This is a genomic window from Variovorax boronicumulans, assembly GCF_029892485.1.
Taxonomy (GTDB): domain Bacteria; phylum Pseudomonadota; class Gammaproteobacteria; order Burkholderiales; family Burkholderiaceae_C; genus Variovorax; species Variovorax boronicumulans_B.
On the sequence record NZ_JARXVG010000018.1, the window covers coordinates 1 to 15,019 of the forward strand.

Genomic DNA, 15,019 nt, shown 5'->3' on the forward strand with positions numbered 1-15,019 from the left:
GCCTTGGCTTCGCCGCCGAACTTGGCCGACAGAACGGTTGCAATCGCAGCCGTCAGCGTCGTCTTGCCGTGGTCAACGTGACCGATCGTGCCCACGTTCACGTGCGGCTTGGTGCGGGTGAATTTACCTTTTGCCATTTTTCAATCCTTGAAAGAGCATTCCCGTGTATTGGTTTTATGTCTGCACCCGATTGCTGGTTCGCCTCGCACGGGAACGTGGCGGCACCGAATCGCAGACAAAGAGAGCCACGCACTGCGTGGCCCTGCATTCTTCAAAACTTACTTGGCGCGTGCAGCGACGATCGCTTCAGCAACGTTGCGCGGAGCTTCGGCGTAGTGCTTGAACTCCATCGTGTACGTGGCGCGGCCTTGCGACATCGAGCGCAGCGTGGTCGAGTAGCCGAACATTTCCGACAGCGGCACTTCGGCCTTGATGGACTTGCCGCCACCGATCATGTCGTCCATGCCCTGCACCATGCCGCGGCGTGAGGACAGGTCGCCCATCACGTTGCCGGCGTAGTCTTCAGGCGTTTCGACTTCCACGGCCATCATCGGCTCCAGGATCACGGGGCTGGCCTTGCGGGCGCCTTCCTTGAAACCAAAGATCGCGGCCATCTTGAACGCCATTTCGTTCGAGTCCACGTCGTGGTACGAGCCGAAGTGCAGCGTGACCTTGACGTCCACGACGGGGTAGCCCGCCAGCACGCCTTGCGTCAGCGCTTCCACAACGCCCTTTTCCACTGCGGGGATGTATTCGCGAGGAACCACACCGCCCTTGATGGCGTCGACGAATTCGAAGCCCTTGCCCGCTTCCTGCGGCTCGAGCTTCAGGATGACGTGGCCGTACTGGCCCTTGCCGCCCGACTGGCGAACGAACTTGCCTTCGGCATCTTCGACGGTCTTGCGGATCGTTTCGCGGTACGCCACTTGGGGCTTGCCCACGTTGGCTTCCACGCCGAATTCGCGCTTCATGCGGTCCACGATGATTTCAAGGTGGAGCTCGCCCATGCCGGCGATGATGGTCTGGCCCGATTCTTCGTCGGTCTTGACGCGGAACGACGGATCTTCCTGAGCGAGACGCTGCAAGGCGATGCCCATCTTTTCCTGGTCGGCCTTGGTCTTGGGCTCGACGGCCTGCGAGATCACCGATTCCGGGAACACCATGCGTTCGAGCGTCACGATGGCCGACGGGTCGCACAGGGTTTCGCCCGTGGTGACTTCCTTCAGGCCCACGCAGGCGGCGATGTCGCCGGCGCGGATTTCGTTGACTTCTTCGCGGTTGTTCGCGTGCATCTGCACGATACGGCCGATACGTTCCTTCTTGCCGCGCACGGGGTTGTAGACGCTGTCGCCCTTGGTCAGCACGCCCGAGTAGACGCGCACGAAGGTCAACTGGCCCACGAACGGGTCGGTCATCAGCTTGAATGCGAGCGCCGAGAACTTCTCGCCGTCGTCAGCCTTGCGGGTGACGGGGGCTTCGTCTTCGTCGGTGCCGTTGACCGGGGGAATGTCGGTCGGTGCGGGCATGTATTCGATGACCGCGTCGAGCATGGCCTGCACGCCCTTGTTCTTGAAGGCCGAGCCGCACAGCATCGGCTGGATTTCGCCGGCGATGGTGCGCTGGCGGATGGCCGCCTTGATTTCCAACTCGGAGAGCTCGCCGCCTTCGAGGTACTTGTTCATCAGCTCTTCGCTGGCTTCGGCAGCGGCCTCGACCAGCTTTTCGCGGTATTCGGCGCAGACGTCGGCCAGGTTCGCGGGGATTTCACCGTAGGTGAAGGTCACGCCCTTGTCTTCGTCCCAGATGATCGCCTTCATCTTCACGAGGTCGACGATGCCCTGGAAGTGCTCTTCGGCACCGATCGGGATCTGGATCACGACGGGGTTGGCCTTCAGGCGGTCCACCATCATCTGGCGCACGCGCAGGAAGTCGGCGCCGGTGCGGTCCATCTTGTTGACGAACGCGAGACGCGGGACCTTGTACTTGTTGGCCTGGCGCCAGACGGTTTCCGACTGGGGCTGCACGCCGCCGACAGCGTCGTACACCATGACGGCGCCGTCCAGCACGCGCATCGAGCGCTCGACTTCAATGGTGAAGTCCACGTGGCCGGGGGTGTCGATGATGTTGATGCGGTGTTCGTCGAACGTGCCCGCCATGCCCTTCCAGAAGCAGGTGGTGGCAGCCGAGGTGATCGTGATGCCGCGCTCTTGCTCTTGCTCCATCCAGTCCATCGTGGCGGCGCCATCGTGCACTTCACCGATCTTGTGGTTCACACCGGTGTAGAACAGGATGCGCTCGGTCGTCGTGGTCTTGCCAGCGTCGATGTGCGCGGAGATGCCGATGTTGCGGTAGCGCTCGATGGGGGTCTTGCGGGACATGATTTACTTTCGGGTTGAAATGCGTTGAGCGCTGGGCCCCGAGTACGGGCACAACGCCCGACACTCGACACCCAACGCCCAAGCGAAGTTTGATTTTTAGAAGCGGAAGTGGCTGAACGCCCGGTTGGCTTCCGCCATGCGGTGCACTTCGTCGCGCTTCTTCATGGCGCCGCCACGGCCTTCCGTGGCTTCCATGAGTTCGTTGGCCAGACGCAGGGCCATCGACTTTTCGCCGCGCTTGCGAGCGGCTTCCTTGATCCAGCGCATCGACAGGGCGAGGCGACGGACCGGGCGGACTTCGACCGGCACCTGGTAATTCGCACCGCCGACGCGGCGCGACTTCACTTCGACCATCGGCTTCACGTTGTTGATGGCAACGGTGAAAGCTTCGAGCGGGTCCTTGTCCGGGTTCTTCTTTTCGATGAATTCGAGCGCGCCATAAATGATGCGCTCGGCGATCGCCTTCTTGCCGCCTTCCATGATCACGTTCATGAACTTCGACAGCTCGACATTGCCGTACTTGGGATCCGGCAGGATTTCACGTTTGGGGACTTCGCGACGACGTGGCATTTTTCTAACCTCTTTGCTTCAGTTGGCACCGTTTCCGGTACCGCGAGAGCCAGTCAGGACTCTCACTTACTCGACCCGGGATTGGGTCACTTCGTTCGATGTACCCGCCAAGGCAACCGAACACCGCTTGTTTTCTGACGACAGGAAGGCTTAAGCCTTCTTGGGACGCTTCGCGCCGTACTTGGAGCGCGACTGCTTGCGGTCTTTCACGCCTTGCAAGTCGAGCGAACCGCGCACGATGTGGTAGCGAACACCGGGCAAGTCCTTGACACGACCGCCGCGAACCAGCACGACGCTGTGTTCCTGCAGGTTGTGGCCTTCGCCGCCGATGTAGGAAATGACTTCGAAGCCGTTGGTCAGGCGGACCTTGGCAACTTTACGAAGCGCCGAGTTGGGCTTCTTTGGCGTCGTGGTGTAGACGCGGGTGCAGACACCGCGGCGTTGCGGCGAGTTCTGCATGGCAGGGCTCTTCGAATTGATCTTTTCGACCGTTCGACCCTGACGCACCAGTTGATTGATGGTTGGCATGAATGAATTAGTCCCAAAACAACCCGGCCCTGGTTGAAAAACCGCCCTTGGTCGTGACTCAAGGAAGCCGGGAATAACGAAAACGTGAAACCCTTCGGAAAATTCCGAAAAGCCCACGAGTATAGCAGGCGAGCCTGAAACGGCAAAGTCAGGTTGCCGCCAGCGCGTGCTGGCGGCCCGATTGCCCGGCCTCCCTACTTGATCCAGAGGCGGACGGCATCCCAGGCGCGGCCGAAGATGCCGGCCTGCTCGACGGCTTCCAGGGCCACCAGCGGCACATCCGCCACCGGCTGGTCATCCAGCGTCACCTTGAGCGAGCCCACGGGCTGGTACTTGGCGAAGGGCGCCACCAGCGGGTCGGGACGCGCCACCTGGGTCTTGATCTTGCTGGCGGTGCCGGCGGGAACCGCGACGACGATGGCTTCCGGCCGGCCCAGCTTCAGGACGTTCTCCTTGCCCTTCCAGACCGCCGGCGTGGCGGCCGGCTGGCCTGCATCGAACAGGCGCACGGCGTCATAGGCCGTGTAGCCCCAGTTCAGCAGCTTCTGCGACTCGTTGGCGCGCACGGTCTCGCCCGAGGTGCCCAGCACGATCGACAGCAGGCGGCGGCCCCCGGTCAGGTTCGGGAAGTCGCGCTTGGCGGTGGCGATCATGCAGTAGCCGGCGGCCTCGGTATGGCCGGTCTTCAGGCCGTCGACGGTCGGGTCACGGAAGAGGAGCAGGTTGCGGTTGGTGTCGTTGGTGGACGGCGTGCCCGGGTAGCGGTACTTCTTGATCGCGTAGTACTTGGCTTCTTCCGGGAAATCGCGCACCAGGCGGGTCGCCAGGATGCTCAGGTCGCGGGCCGTGGTCGTGTGGCCGGGCGCCGTGAGGCCTTCAGGGTTCTTGTAGCTGGTGTTCTTCATGCCCAGCGCCTTGGCCTGGGCGTTCATGAGCTCGACGAAATGCTCGACCGTCCCGCCCACGCCCTCGGCCAGCGCCACCGTGGCGTCGTTGCCCGATTGCACGATCAGTCCCTTGATCAGGTCCTCTACCGGCACCTGCATCTTCGGGTCGATGAACATGCGGGAACCCGGCATCTTCCAGGCGCGCTGGCTGACCGGGAAGGTCTGGGTCAGCGTGATCTTCTTGGCACGCAGCGCGTCGAACACGATGTACGCCGACATCAGCTTGGTGAGCGAAGCCGGCTCCACCGGGCTGTCGATGTCCTTCTGCGCAAGGATCTGGTTCGCGGTCACGTCCAGCAGCAGGTAGCTGCGCGCGGCGATTTCGGGCGGTGCCGGCACCTGGGCGGCAGCGATCACGCCGACCGAGGCAGCAGCAGTCAGCACCAGTGCGCGAAGCGCATTGAAAAAACGATTCATGGGGAGGATGGGAAGAGACGAAAACAAGCCTGCGAGGCTTTCATTCAACGCCCGCGCGGAGGTGGCGGGCAACGAGACTTTTGAGCAGCGGCAATTGTCCGTGAAAGAAATGGCCGCCCCCGGGAATAACCGTGACAGGAAGTGACTGTGGCCGCGCCCAGTCCATCACGGCTGCGAGCGGCACGGTGTCGTCGGCTTCGCCGTGGACCACCAGCATGCGATCGTGGGCTTCGGCGGGCAGCGTGGCCACGGTGTTGCGCGCGGCGGCCGTTCCGACCAGCACGACCTGCTGGACGTCGCGCCCGGCCCAGAGTCGCTCGGCCGCGCCGGTTGCGACGAAAGCGCCGAACGAAAAACCGGCAATGGCCAGGGGGCCTTCGGGCGCCAGCTGGCCGACGACATTCAGCATGTCTTCCAGCTCGCCCCGCCCTTCGTCATGCACGCCTTCGCTGGCGCCAACGCCGCGAAAGTTGAAGCGCACCGTCGTCCAGCCACAGGAGACAAAGGCGCGCGCCAAGGTCTGCACGACCTTGTTGTCCATGGTGCCGCCGAACAGCGGATGCGGATGGGCGATCACCGCGATGCCGCGCGGGGTGCTGGCCGGCTGGTCGCGCTGCACCTCGATCGCGCCAGCGGCGCCCTGGAGGCTGATCTTTTCGGTCTGGGAGTTCATGGCTGGGTGAGTGAGCGGACCGGCAGCGCCGGCAGGGAGCACGGTACGAGCGGCGGGTTCGCGGGAAAGTTCAGCGTCCGACGTCGGCGGGCAGCAGGAGCCGCTCGACGACCTCGCCGTTCTTCAGGTGCGACTCGACGATCTCGTCGATGTCGTCGGCATCGACGAAGGTGTACCAGACGGCTTCGGGATACACCACCGCCACCGGCCCGCCGGCGCAGCGATCCAGGCATCCGGCCTTGTTGACCCGCACCTTGCCGGGCCCCGACAGGCCCGCTTCCTTCACCTTGGCCTTGCAGCGATCAAAACCCTCCTGCGCGTTGTGCATGGCGCAGGAGTCTTCGCCGTTCTTGCGCTCGTTGAGGCAGAAGAAGATATGGCGGCCGTAGTAGCCGGACGGCGCGGCAGGGGTGGAACTGGGCATCGGCCGATTTTAGTGACCGCCATCCGGGCGCCCGGGCCTAAGGTGCCGGCCGCGTCCTGCGCGACAGGGCCGCCACCACGTAGGCCAGCACCGCGAAGGGCCAGATCCACCCCAGCCACTGGGCCAGTCCGTGGAAACGGATGAAGCGCCCCTGCTCCCAGGTGGCCAGCGTCTGCGCGAAGTAGGCGCTCTCGGGCGCCTGGTTCAGCAGGCTCAGCTGGAGCACGAGCCCCACCAGCAGCAGGGCCGCGCACAGGCGGCGCGGCGCGGCCACCAGCAGCGCACCCGCGACGAACGCAGCCGCCATGCCGACCTGCACGGGCAGGTCGAGCCACGCCCAGGCATGCACAGGCCCATAGCTCAGGGCCGCCGACAGCGCCGAGGCCGCCACGCCCGCCAGAAAGATCAGCGGGAGCAGCACCGCACGCTGGACCACCGTGCGCGCCACCAGGTAGCCCAGCAGGCACGGCACCAGTGCACCGAGCATCACGCACAGCAGCTCCACCAGCGGTACCAGTGGCTCGAGCTCGAACTGCCGCACGGGCAGCCAGTCGATGAAGGGCGTGTCGAGCAGCCATTCGGAAATCGCGACCTCGAGCCGCTCGAACACCTGGCCCAGTCCGAAGGTGACGGCCGCGGGAAAGAGCAAGGCGAACGGCCAGAGCGCGAGCAGCACGAGGGCACCGCGCGAATCCTCCAGGAACCATTGCGAGCGGGCACGGCCCCAGTGCGCCACCGCGCCCAGGCGCTCCAGCCCCGCCGCCAGCACGGCGCCGAGGATCGTGCCGGTCGTGTTCAGCCCCAGGTCGACGTTGGAAGGGATGCGCGCGGGCAGGTAGCTCTGCAGCGTTTCCATGGCGAAGGCGATTGCGGCGCCGGCCGCGGTGGCGCGCAGCACCGCGCCCCCGACGCCGGCAGTCCGGCGCGTGCGCAGCACCGCCAGGGCGCACAGGAAGCCGAAAGGCACGTAGCCCGCGACATTGACCGCGAAGTCGAAACCCGTCCAGTACTTGGGCCAGGGCGCCGACAGATAGGCCCAGGGCGCAATGCCCTGGTCGCGCCAGTCCGCGAAGGGATAGAGGCTGGCATAGACGATCAGCGCCGCATAGGCGAGCGCAAGGGGAAGCGCGGCGGACTTGTGCGGCTTCTCCACCGTGTCCATCGGGTCAGAACGGCTTGACGACGACCAGGATCACGATGCCGAGCAGCAGCAGTACCGGCAGCTCGTTGAACCAGCGGTACCAGCGGTCGTTGCGCTGGTTGCCGCCCGCCACAAAGCGCCGCAGCAGCACGCCGCAGCCATGGTGGTAGCCGATGGCCACCAGCACCAGCGCCAGCTTGGCGTGCATCCAGCCATTGCCCGGCCCACGGCCGATGCCATAGCCCAGCCACAGCCACAGGCCGAAGCCCAGCGCCGGGACGGCCAGGAAGGTGGTGAACCGCAGCAGCTTGCGCGCCATCAGCAACAGGCGTTCGCGCTCTGCCACCGACTCCGGGGGCACCATCGCAAGATTGACGAAGATCCGCGGCAGGTAGAAAAGTCCCGCGAACCAGCTTGCGATGAAGACGATATGAAGAGTTTTGACCCAGAGCATGGCGGCAGTTTAGTAGTGCACCGCTCCAGCTACGCCGCCTCGTCACGTAACGCCCGAAAAGCCTCGGCCAAAAAAAAGCCCGACGTCTTCACGTCGGGCTGGGAAGCCCTTTTGCTGTCACACATCAAGGCACCCGCTCAGGGAGGAAAAGCGGGGAGCGGCAAGCCGCCCGCTGGAGAATTTAACAAAGACGAAACAAGGTTTCAAGCGACAGGGGCACTTTCTTTGTGATTCATAACCAAATATTTAGAACTTTCTATCTACGAATTTCCGTAGTTGTCAGACAACCTATCCCGCAGGCGACAACACGGCGATCGAATGCTTCAGGCACAATTTTCGGGATATGACGCGCCCCCACTCCCCCCTTGCCTTGTACCCCGCCGGCCGTCCACGACGTCTGCGCCGCGACGCTTTCACCCGCGACCTGGTGCGCGAGAACACGCTGACCGTCAAGGACCTGATCTACCCGGTGTTCGTTCAGGAAGGCGAGAACCGGCGCGATGCCGTTCCTTCGATGCCCGGCGTGGATCGGTTGAGCCTCGACCGTCTGCTGCCGGTCGCCGAGCAGTGCGTCGCGGCCGGCATTCCTGTGATGGCGCTGTTTCCGGTGATCGATGCGAGTCTGAAGACGCCGGCAGGCGACGAGGCTTTCAACCCCGACGGGTTGATTCCGCGCGTGGTCGCCGCACTCAAGTCGCGCTTTCCCGAACTCGGCGTGATGACCGACGTGGCCCTGGACCCCTACACCAGCCACGGGCAGGACGGCCTGCTCGACGACAGCGGCTACATCGTCAATGACACTACCGTCGAGGTGCTGGTGAAGCAGGCGCTCACACAATCGCAAGCGGGCGTGGACATTGTGGCGCCCAGCGACATGATGGACGGCCGCATCGGCGCCATCCGGACCGCCCTCGAAGCCCGCGGCGACGTTCACACGCGGATCATGGCCTACAGCGCCAAGTACGCCAGCGCCTTCTACGGCCCGTTCCGCGACGCGGTCGGCTCGGCCGCCACGCTTGGCAAAAGCAACAAGAAGGTCTACCAGATGGACCCCGGCAACAGCGACGAAGCGCTGCGCGAAGTGGCACTCGACATTGCCGAGGGCGCCGACATGGTGATGGTCAAGCCCGGCATGCCGTACCTGGACATCGTGCGCCGTGTGAAGGACGAATTCCATGTGCCGACCTTCGCCTACCAGGTGAGCGGCGAATACGCGATGCTCAAGGCCGCCGCCCAGAACGGCTGGCTCGACCACGACGCCGTGGTGCTCGAAAGCCTGCTGGCCTTCAAGCGCGCAGGCGCCGATGGCGTGCTCACCTACTTCGCGCTCGATGCGGCGCGCCTGCTACAAAAATAATAGCTCCCCCGGGCCTGTTCCGCATGGGCGAACCGGGCGGTAGATAGAAAACCAAGGTCGAGCCATGCGCATCTTCGAAATCAATCGCTCGCAGGTCGGCGAGCATCCGGCGCTGATGCCGCTGGCCGTGCCGGGCGCGTGTGCCGCCAGCGGTTACCTCTGGATTTCGCTCACGCGCGAGGAATTTCGCGTCTCCCTGGCCGAGGTCCAGCAGATCCTCCAGACGCTGTGCCAGACCCAGCTGGTGGACCTGCACGTGGCCGACCTGCTCAACGACCAGTTGCCCTCGCACTACGACTACACCTCTCAGTACGACGTGCTGGTGTTCCGGCGCCTGGCGACCAGCCAGGGGCAGGCGGCACTGGGCAACGGGAAAGGCAACGGCAACGAGGCGCCGCCCATTCCTCCCGCCACCTCCACCGCCCCCAAGCCCCGCAGCGGACCGCCCGTGCTGCGCCGGGTCGACACGCGGCCGGTGGGTTTCGCCGTGTTCGACCGGGTGCTGCTGTCGGTGCATCCCGAAGACGGTGCGGTGCGCGACGCCTTTGCCGCGCGGCTGCTGGCGGCCGGGTCGTCCGATGACCGCGGCGCCCCGGCGCTGGACGTGCGCGCAGTCTCCACGCGCGTGCCCACGGGGCCCTCGGACCTGATGCTGCGCGTCATCAACCAGATCGTCGATGGCTACCTCGACCTGCGGCGCGAGCTCACCAGGCAGCTCGATCACTGGCAGACCGAATTGATCGATCCGCGCAGCCGCTTCACCAACTGGGGTGCATTGATGGAGGCGCGGCAGTCGCTGCACCATCTGGACGAAATCTGCGAAGACCAGCGCGCCGCCATGCAGGACTGGATCGACTCGCTCGAAACCCTGCCGCCGCCCAAGGGCGAGGCCGAACAGCGCGAGCGGGAGCTGATCATGATCCGCAGCCGCGACGTGCTGGAGCACATCGAGCGGGTGGTGCACCACGTGCACCGGCTCGAGCAGAACGCCGAGACGGCGGTGCAAATGCACTTCAGCGTCCAGGGCCACCGGGCCAACGACATCATGCGGGTGCTCACCGTGCTGACCGCGATCTTCCTGCCGCTGAACCTGATCGCGGGCATCTTCGGCATGAACTTCGAGTTCATCCCACTGGTGCACAAGGCCGACGGTTTCTGGATCGCGATGACCGCCATGCTGGTCATCGCAGTGCTGCTGGTGCTGGTTTTCTGGCGCAAGCGCTACCTCGCGCGAACACGCTGACCGCCCGCCCAATGCAAAAAGGCCACGCATTCGCGTGGCCTTCTTGCTGAACTGCCCCGAGGGGCGGGCTCCTTTTACTTGGCGGTAGCGCCCGTGCCTTGCTGGGCTTGAACGCGTGCGTCCATCGGGTGGGCCATCGTCGAGATGACCTTGCTGTTGACGCGCGAGCCGCCGGTCACGTTCTGGTCGGGAGCGTAGGCGGTGCGAACGGCTTCGGCTTCGACGATGGCGCGGTCCTTCGACACGGCGACCGTTTCCGGGCCGCGCGAACCGCGGGTCACGTTCTGGTTCGGAGCCGCTGCGGCGCGCACGGCTTCGGCGTTGACTTCGTCGCGGCTCTTGGTCGAGACGGCGGTGTTCACGCCTTGGTAGGTTTCGGCTTGGGCGCCGGTGGCGGCCAGGAGGGTCAGAGCAGCGGCGGCGAGGATGTGCGAGGTCTTCATGTCAGTTCCTTGTGTAAGTCGGATGGTTTGTCCACCAGGCTTGCTCGGTCGCTTGCCTGTGCGGCGAGTTTCAGACGAAATTCCTTAGCGAAAACGCTCGGAACAGAGACACGGTGTTTCCTCTATTGAAACAATCTCGACACAGATGCATGCACACGGCAAAAAGGCCGGCACCGCATGCGCGGCTCCGGCCCTTGGGAATCTGAAGTCTTGAACTATCGGGTCGGACGCGTCGCCCGGAATTGCCGCGGCACTTCGCTGTTCGCGAAGGCGCGGCGGTCCAGGTTCTGGTTCGGCGCGTGGGCGGCAGCGACCGCCTCCGCATGGACCGAGGCCCGATCGAGCCGGCTGGGCTGCGCAGTCAGCGGCGCTGCCACCACATCGCCATAGACATTGCCGCCGCGCGCAGCCGCTGCGCCCTCGGCGGCCAGTTCGACCCGACTTTCGCCGATCTTCAGCGGCTGCACCGGCTCGAAGCCCTGCGCCTGCGCGCCCACCGCGGTCAGGATCGACAGGGCGGCAACAGCGATGATGTTCGAGATGTTCATGGTTCGGCTCCTTCGGCGCGTGGCCTGAGTGTGATCCAGGTCGCCTAAGAAAACCGCCGCAGAATCGAACCACCGCGTTCCTCGAACGGAAACAATGGGCTCTTTGACATGGACAGTCTCGATCTGATCAGAACCTTTCGCGAAGTCGCCTCCCACGGCAGCTTCTCGCAGGCCGCCAAGAAGCTCGACATGTCGAAAGCCACTGTCAGCAAGTACGTGGCCGAACTCGAAACCCGTTTCGGCGTGCGGCTTCTCAACCGCTCCACCCGCTCCGTGAGCCTCACCGACGCCGGCCAGTTGCTGCTCGAACGCAGCACACCGGTGCTCGAAATGGTGGAGCTCACCCAGGCCGAGCTGCAGGATCGCGCGAGCCAGCCCGCCGGCCGGCTGCGGATCTCGGCCCCGCACGGCATGGGCAACGGCGAGTTTCCCAATCTCCTGGCCGACTTCATGCGCTACTACCCGGACGTGAGCATCAGCCTGCAGCTGACCAATCGCACGGTCGACCTCGCCGAAGAAGGCATCGACGTCGACATCCGCAGCGGCCCCGTCGAGGATGCCAACCTCATCGTGCGCAAGCTCCGGCTCATGGAGATGGTGGTCTGCGCCTCGCCGATCTACTGGAAGAAGCACGGCAAGCCCGAGCATCCGCGCGAGCTGGCCGGGCACGACGCGCTCACCCACTCCCTGCTCGGCGCCCAGCCGGTGTGGCGCTTCGACGATGGCGGAGAACCTCTCGACGTGCACGTCAAGAGCCGCATGGACTGCACCGAGGGCGCGCCGCTGATCCGGGTGGCGATGCGCGGCTTCGGCGTGATCTACCTGCCCTCGATCCTGGTGCAATCGCACATCGAGCACGGCGAGCTCGTGCCGGTGCTGCAGGGCTTCACGCGCAAGGACATGTGGCTGTCGGCCGCGTACCTGCAGCGGCGCCACAACAGCGCGGCGCTGCGCGCGCTGCTCGACTTCCTGCAGACCCGCGTGGGCGACGCGCCGGGCCTCAAGAAAAAGGCGCCTCAATAAAAAATCCCGGTTCTCACCGGGATTTTTTGCTCTCCAGGGGAAGCGTCAGCCGACGTGCCTGGCAAAGAACGCCAGCGTGCGTTCGCGCGCCAGCTTGGCCGCGTCTGCGTCGTACGAGCCGCGCTGGTCGCAATTGAATCCGTGCCCGACGGGATACACATGCACTTCCACCTCGGGGTGCGCCTTCTTGAAGGCCTCGATGGTGTCCAGCGGAATCCAGTGGTCCTGGTTGCCGAAGTGCGCCAGCACCGGCACCTTGGGCTGGCGCGCGGTTTCTTCCGGCGAGGTCATGCCGCCGCCGTAGTACGGCGCCGCAGCGGCCAGGCCCGGCAGCAGGCACGCGGCGCGCCAGGTCAGCAGACCGCCCCAGCAATAACCCACGATGCCGACCTTGCCGGCTTTCGAGGCATAGGCGATGGCCGCCTCGATGTCCTGCAGCACGCCGGGCGCGGGCAGCGCTTCGACCGCGGTCTTCAGGCCGAAGCCCTCCTTCATGTCCTCGTCGCTGTAGCCCAGCTCGACGCCGGGCTTCACGCGGGGGAAGGTCGATGGCGCGACCGCGAGATAGCCATCCGCCGCATAGCCGTCCGCCACCGAGCGGATGTGCGAATTCACGCCGAAGATTTCCTGCACCACCACCACCGCACCGCGCGGCTTGCCCGCGGGTTCGGCCACGTAGGCGGGAAAGCTGAAGCCGTCCTTGGCTGTGAGATCGATGAATTGACCCATGTTTGTCATGCTCCTGATGGCAATTGAATGAATTGAATGAAGAAATCCGTCGCCGTCACTGGCGCAGCGCCCGCTCGACGAAATCGAGCCGGTCCTGCCCCCAGAAGATCTCGCCATCGATCACATAGCTTGGCGCGCCGAACACCTGGATGTCGATGGCTTCCTGCGTATAGGCCTCGTAGCGCTCCTGCACCGCCTGGCTTTGCGATTGCTCCGCACGCTTGGCGGGCAGGCCGCATTCGACGACCAGCGCTTCGAGCACGTTGGGATCGCCGATGTTCCGCTCCTGCACCCAGACCGCCGCGAACACCGCGGCACTCATGCGCATCGCAGCAGCCGTACCGTCGTTGATGTCGACCGCGATGATGATCCGCGCCGCATCGTCGCTGGCCACGGGAAAGAACTTGGGCTTGGGGTTCAGCGGCAGGCCGAGATGGCGGGAGTAGCGCGCCAGGTCGACCAGCCGGTAGGCCTGCCGCTGCGGCGCACGCTTGCCCAGCGGCAGCCCGCCGGACACCGGAAACACGCTCCCCAGGTCGATGGGCCGCACGCGCACCGTGGCACCCGCCTCGGCCGCAATCGCCTCGAACCGGGTATGACCCAGATAGGTCCATGGGCTCTGGGGCGCAAAGTAGTAGTCAATCGTTTTCGTGCTCATGCGCTGGCCCTCGAATGATGTAATCCAAGCCAACGGTTTTAACTGACGCACAGTTTCTCTGCAGGAGGTAGGTTTTGAATCCAGTGCTACTCATCACCGGCGGTGGGCGCGGCATCGGCGCCGCCACTGCACTGCTCGCCGCGCAGCGCGGCTACGCAGTGGCCGTCAACTACGCCAGCAACTCGCTGGCGGCCGACGAGGTGGTGCGCACCATCCGTGATGGCGGCGGCACCGCCATCGCCGTGCAGGCCGATGTGGGCAACGAAGCCCAGGTGATCGCGATGTTCGAGAAGGTCGATGCCAAGCTCGGCCGGCTCACCGCCCTGGTCAACAACGCCGGCGTGGTGGACGTGCAGGCGCGTGTCGACGAGATGAGCGTGGCGCGGCTGGAGCGCATGTTCCGCATCAACGTGATCGGCAGCTTCATCTGCGCGCGCGAAGCGGTGCGCCGCATGAGCACGAGGCACGGCGGTGCGGGCGGCGCCATCGTCAATATCTCCAGCGGCGCCGCGCGCCTGGGCTCGCCGGGCCAGTACGTCGACTACGCGGCCAGCAAGGCGGCCATCGACACCTTCACCATCGGCCTGGCCAAGGAAGTGGGCGACGAAGGCATCCGCGTCAATGCGGTGCGCCCGGGCCTCATCGACACCGAGATCCACGCCTCCGGCGGCATGCCCGACCGCGCCGCCGAGCTCGCGCCCACCGTGCCGATGAAGCGCACCGGCAGCCCCGAGGAAATCGCGGGCGCCATCCTCTGGCTGCTGTCGGACGAGGCGAGCTACACCACCATGGCCCTGCTCGACGTGACCGGCGGAAGGTGAGCACCATGAGCACCTCGATGGACCTCATCAAGCCGCTGGTCACGCTGGTGGCCATCGTCAACCCGCTGGCCATCGTGCCCTTCTTCATCCACTACACGCAGGGGTACTCCGATGCGCAGCGCCGCCACACGGTGCGCATGTCGGCCTTCAGCGCGTTCGTGGTCATCGCAGTGAGCGCGCTGCTGGGGTTGCAGCTGCTGTCGTTCTTCGGCATCTCGATCGCGAGCTTCCAGGTCGGCGGCGGATTGCTGCTGCTCATGAGTTCGCTGTCGATGCTGAATGCGCAACCGGCCGAGAGCAAGACCAACGTCGAGGAGCTGCGCGCCACTGAGGTCAAGGCCTCGATGGGCGCCTCCATCGCGGTGGTGCCGCTCACCATTCCGCTGCTGACGGGGCCGGCCACCATTTCCACCGTGGTGATCTACGCCGACAAGGCACAGCACCTGTGGGAACTCGCAGTGCTCGTGGGCTACGGCGTGGTGGTGGCGCTGGCGACCGCGCTGGCGTTTTCGCTCGCGCAGCCGATCGCGCGCGTGCTGGGCAAGACGGGCATCAACATCATGACGCGGCTGATGGGCCTGATCCTCGCGGCGCTGGCCGTCGAGGTGATGGCGGACGGGCTCGGCAAGCTGTTCCCGATCCTGTCGAAGGTCGCCTGAACACAG

19 protein-coding genes are annotated in these 15,019 nt (G+C 65.1%); 6 read left to right on the forward strand and 13 right to left on the reverse strand.

Translation table 11 applies throughout. The annotated features are described in order from the left end of the window. The 9 genes from M2282_RS28385 to M2282_RS28425 form a co-directional block, all read right to left on the reverse strand. On the reverse strand, positions 1-137 hold a 137-nt coding region (locus M2282_RS28385), incomplete at its 3' end, for a GTP-binding protein (protein ID WP_280812214.1). 141 nt (positions 138-278) lie between these two features. After that, complete coding sequence (gene fusA / locus M2282_RS28390) at positions 279-2,378, reverse strand: elongation factor G (protein WP_280812128.1); 2,100 nt, start codon at positions 2,376-2,378, stop codon at positions 279-281. Between the two features lie 96 nt (positions 2,379-2,474). Beyond that, positions 2,475-2,948: a 30S ribosomal protein S7 gene (gene rpsG / locus M2282_RS28395; protein WP_093023827.1), complete on the reverse strand. Its 474-nt coding sequence runs from the start codon at positions 2,946-2,948 to the stop codon at positions 2,475-2,477. Between the two features lie 150 nt (positions 2,949-3,098). Next, entirely contained in the window at positions 3,099-3,476 is a 378-nt protein-coding gene (gene rpsL, locus M2282_RS28400) for a 30S ribosomal protein S12 (RefSeq protein WP_013543948.1), read from the reverse strand. 194 nt (positions 3,477-3,670) lie between these two features. Continuing rightward, entirely contained in the window at positions 3,671-4,840 is a 1,170-nt protein-coding gene (locus tag M2282_RS28405) for a D-alanyl-D-alanine carboxypeptidase family protein (RefSeq protein ID WP_280812129.1), read from the reverse strand. A 40-nt stretch (positions 4,841-4,880) separates the two neighbouring features. After that, positions 4,881-5,513 carry an alpha/beta hydrolase gene (locus M2282_RS28410; RefSeq protein ID WP_280812130.1) on the reverse strand — a complete coding sequence of 211 codons (633 nt, stop codon included), beginning with the start codon at positions 5,511-5,513 and terminating at the stop codon, positions 4,881-4,883. 70 nt (positions 5,514-5,583) lie between these two features. Beyond that, positions 5,584-5,937 (reverse strand): (2Fe-2S) ferredoxin domain-containing protein, encoded by a 354-nt coding sequence (locus tag M2282_RS28415; RefSeq protein WP_257864168.1) that lies wholly within the window; start codon positions 5,935-5,937, stop codon positions 5,584-5,586. Positions 5,938-5,974: 37 nt separating this feature from the next. Beyond that, complete coding sequence (locus M2282_RS28420) at positions 5,975-7,099, reverse strand: VanZ family protein (RefSeq protein WP_280812131.1); 1,125 nt, start codon at positions 7,097-7,099, stop codon at positions 5,975-5,977. 4 nt (positions 7,100-7,103) lie between these two features. Beyond that, positions 7,104-7,532, reverse strand: a complete 429-nt coding sequence (locus M2282_RS28425; protein ID WP_280812132.1) for a CopD family protein — start codon at positions 7,530-7,532, stop codon at positions 7,104-7,106. Here M2282_RS28425 and M2282_RS28430 point away from each other — a divergent pair. The 3 genes from M2282_RS28430 to M2282_RS28440 all read left to right on the forward strand — a co-directional run bounded on the left by M2282_RS28430 (position 7,509) and on the right by M2282_RS28440 (position 10,132). Then, complete coding sequence (locus tag M2282_RS28430) at positions 7,509-7,763, forward strand: hypothetical protein (protein WP_280812133.1); 255 nt, start codon at positions 7,509-7,511, stop codon at positions 7,761-7,763. The two genes, M2282_RS28425 and M2282_RS28430, sit on opposite strands and share 24 nt — an antisense overlap. Positions 7,764-7,875: 112 nt before the next feature. Next, on the forward strand, positions 7,876-8,889 hold the full coding sequence (gene hemB, locus M2282_RS28435; protein WP_280812134.1) for a porphobilinogen synthase: 1,014 nt from the start codon (positions 7,876-7,878) through the stop codon (positions 8,887-8,889). Between the two features lie 64 nt (positions 8,890-8,953). Continuing rightward, entirely contained in the window at positions 8,954-10,132 is a 1,179-nt protein-coding gene (locus tag M2282_RS28440; protein WP_280812135.1) for a magnesium transporter CorA family protein, read from the forward strand. 74 nt (positions 10,133-10,206) lie between these two features. Here the strand turns inward: M2282_RS28440 and M2282_RS28445 are convergent, their stop codons facing one another. Next, positions 10,207-10,575 (reverse strand): DUF4148 domain-containing protein, encoded by a 369-nt coding sequence (locus M2282_RS28445; RefSeq protein WP_280812136.1) that lies wholly within the window; start codon positions 10,573-10,575, stop codon positions 10,207-10,209. A 215-nt stretch (positions 10,576-10,790) separates the two neighbouring features. Next, a complete protein-coding gene (locus M2282_RS28450) occupies positions 10,791-11,123 on the reverse strand; it encodes an alpha/beta hydrolase (RefSeq protein ID WP_280812137.1) in 333 nt (110 codons plus the stop codon). A 108-nt stretch (positions 11,124-11,231) separates the two neighbouring features. Between M2282_RS28450 and M2282_RS28455 the strand changes: the two genes are divergently transcribed. After that, positions 11,232-12,146, forward strand: coding sequence for a LysR family transcriptional regulator (locus M2282_RS28455; RefSeq protein ID WP_280812138.1), 915 nt, complete (start codon positions 11,232-11,234; stop codon positions 12,144-12,146). Positions 12,147-12,191: 45 nt separating this feature from the next. Here M2282_RS28455 and M2282_RS28460 read toward each other — a convergent pair whose 3' ends face one another. Further along, positions 12,192-12,875, reverse strand: a complete 684-nt coding sequence (locus M2282_RS28460) for a dienelactone hydrolase family protein (RefSeq protein ID WP_280812139.1) — start codon at positions 12,873-12,875, stop codon at positions 12,192-12,194. 55 nt (positions 12,876-12,930) lie between these two features. Further along, entirely contained in the window at positions 12,931-13,533 is a 603-nt protein-coding gene (locus tag M2282_RS28465) for a 2-hydroxychromene-2-carboxylate isomerase (protein ID WP_280812140.1), read from the reverse strand. A gap of 74 nt (positions 13,534-13,607) precedes the next feature. Between M2282_RS28465 and M2282_RS28470 the strand changes: the two genes are divergently transcribed. After that, positions 13,608-14,354: an SDR family oxidoreductase gene (locus tag M2282_RS28470; protein ID WP_280812141.1), complete on the forward strand. Its 747-nt coding sequence runs from the start codon at positions 13,608-13,610 to the stop codon at positions 14,352-14,354. Between the two features lie 5 nt (positions 14,355-14,359). Next, entirely contained in the window at positions 14,360-15,013 is a 654-nt protein-coding gene (locus M2282_RS28475) for a MarC family protein (RefSeq protein WP_280812142.1), read from the forward strand. Positions 15,014-15,019: the final 6 nt, after the last annotated feature.

Coding starts and splice junctions, on each gene's coding strand:
- M2282_RS28460 (WP_280812139.1), bottom strand. CDS start 12,875: ATGGGTCAATTCATCGATCTCACAGCCAAGGACGGCTTCAGCTTTCCC.
- M2282_RS28440 (WP_280812135.1), top strand. CDS start 8,954: ATGCGCATCTTCGAAATCAATCGCTCGCAGGTCGGCGAGCATCCGGCG.
- M2282_RS28405 (WP_280812129.1), bottom strand. CDS start 4,840: ATGAATCGTTTTTTCAATGCGCTTCGCGCACTGGTGCTGACTGCTGCT.
- rpsL (WP_013543948.1), bottom strand. CDS start 3,476: ATGCCAACCATCAATCAACTGGTGCGTCAGGGTCGAACGGTCGAAAAG.
- rpsG (WP_093023827.1), bottom strand. CDS start 2,948: ATGCCACGTCGTCGCGAAGTCCCCAAACGTGAAATCCTGCCGGATCCC.
- M2282_RS28475 (WP_280812142.1), top strand. CDS start 14,360: ATGAGCACCTCGATGGACCTCATCAAGCCGCTGGTCACGCTGGTGGCC.
- M2282_RS28450 (WP_280812137.1), bottom strand. CDS start 11,123: ATGAACATCTCGAACATCATCGCTGTTGCCGCCCTGTCGATCCTGACC.
- M2282_RS28410 (WP_280812130.1), bottom strand. CDS start 5,513: ATGAACTCCCAGACCGAAAAGATCAGCCTCCAGGGCGCCGCTGGCGCG.
- M2282_RS28445 (WP_280812136.1), bottom strand. CDS start 10,575: ATGAAGACCTCGCACATCCTCGCCGCCGCTGCTCTGACCCTCCTGGCC.
- M2282_RS28465 (WP_280812140.1), bottom strand. CDS start 13,533: ATGAGCACGAAAACGATTGACTACTACTTTGCGCCCCAGAGCCCATGG.
- M2282_RS28420 (WP_280812131.1), bottom strand. CDS start 7,099: ATGGACACGGTGGAGAAGCCGCACAAGTCCGCCGCGCTTCCCCTTGCG.
- M2282_RS28415 (WP_257864168.1), bottom strand. CDS start 5,937: ATGCCCAGTTCCACCCCTGCCGCGCCGTCCGGCTACTACGGCCGCCAT.
- M2282_RS28425 (WP_280812132.1), bottom strand. CDS start 7,532: ATGCTCTGGGTCAAAACTCTTCATATCGTCTTCATCGCAAGCTGGTTC.
- hemB (WP_280812134.1), top strand. CDS start 7,876: ATGACGCGCCCCCACTCCCCCCTTGCCTTGTACCCCGCCGGCCGTCCA.
- M2282_RS28455 (WP_280812138.1), top strand. CDS start 11,232: ATGGACAGTCTCGATCTGATCAGAACCTTTCGCGAAGTCGCCTCCCAC.
- M2282_RS28430 (WP_280812133.1), top strand. CDS start 7,509: ATGAAGAGTTTTGACCCAGAGCATGGCGGCAGTTTAGTAGTGCACCGC.
- fusA (WP_280812128.1), bottom strand. CDS start 2,378: ATGTCCCGCAAGACCCCCATCGAGCGCTACCGCAACATCGGCATCTCC.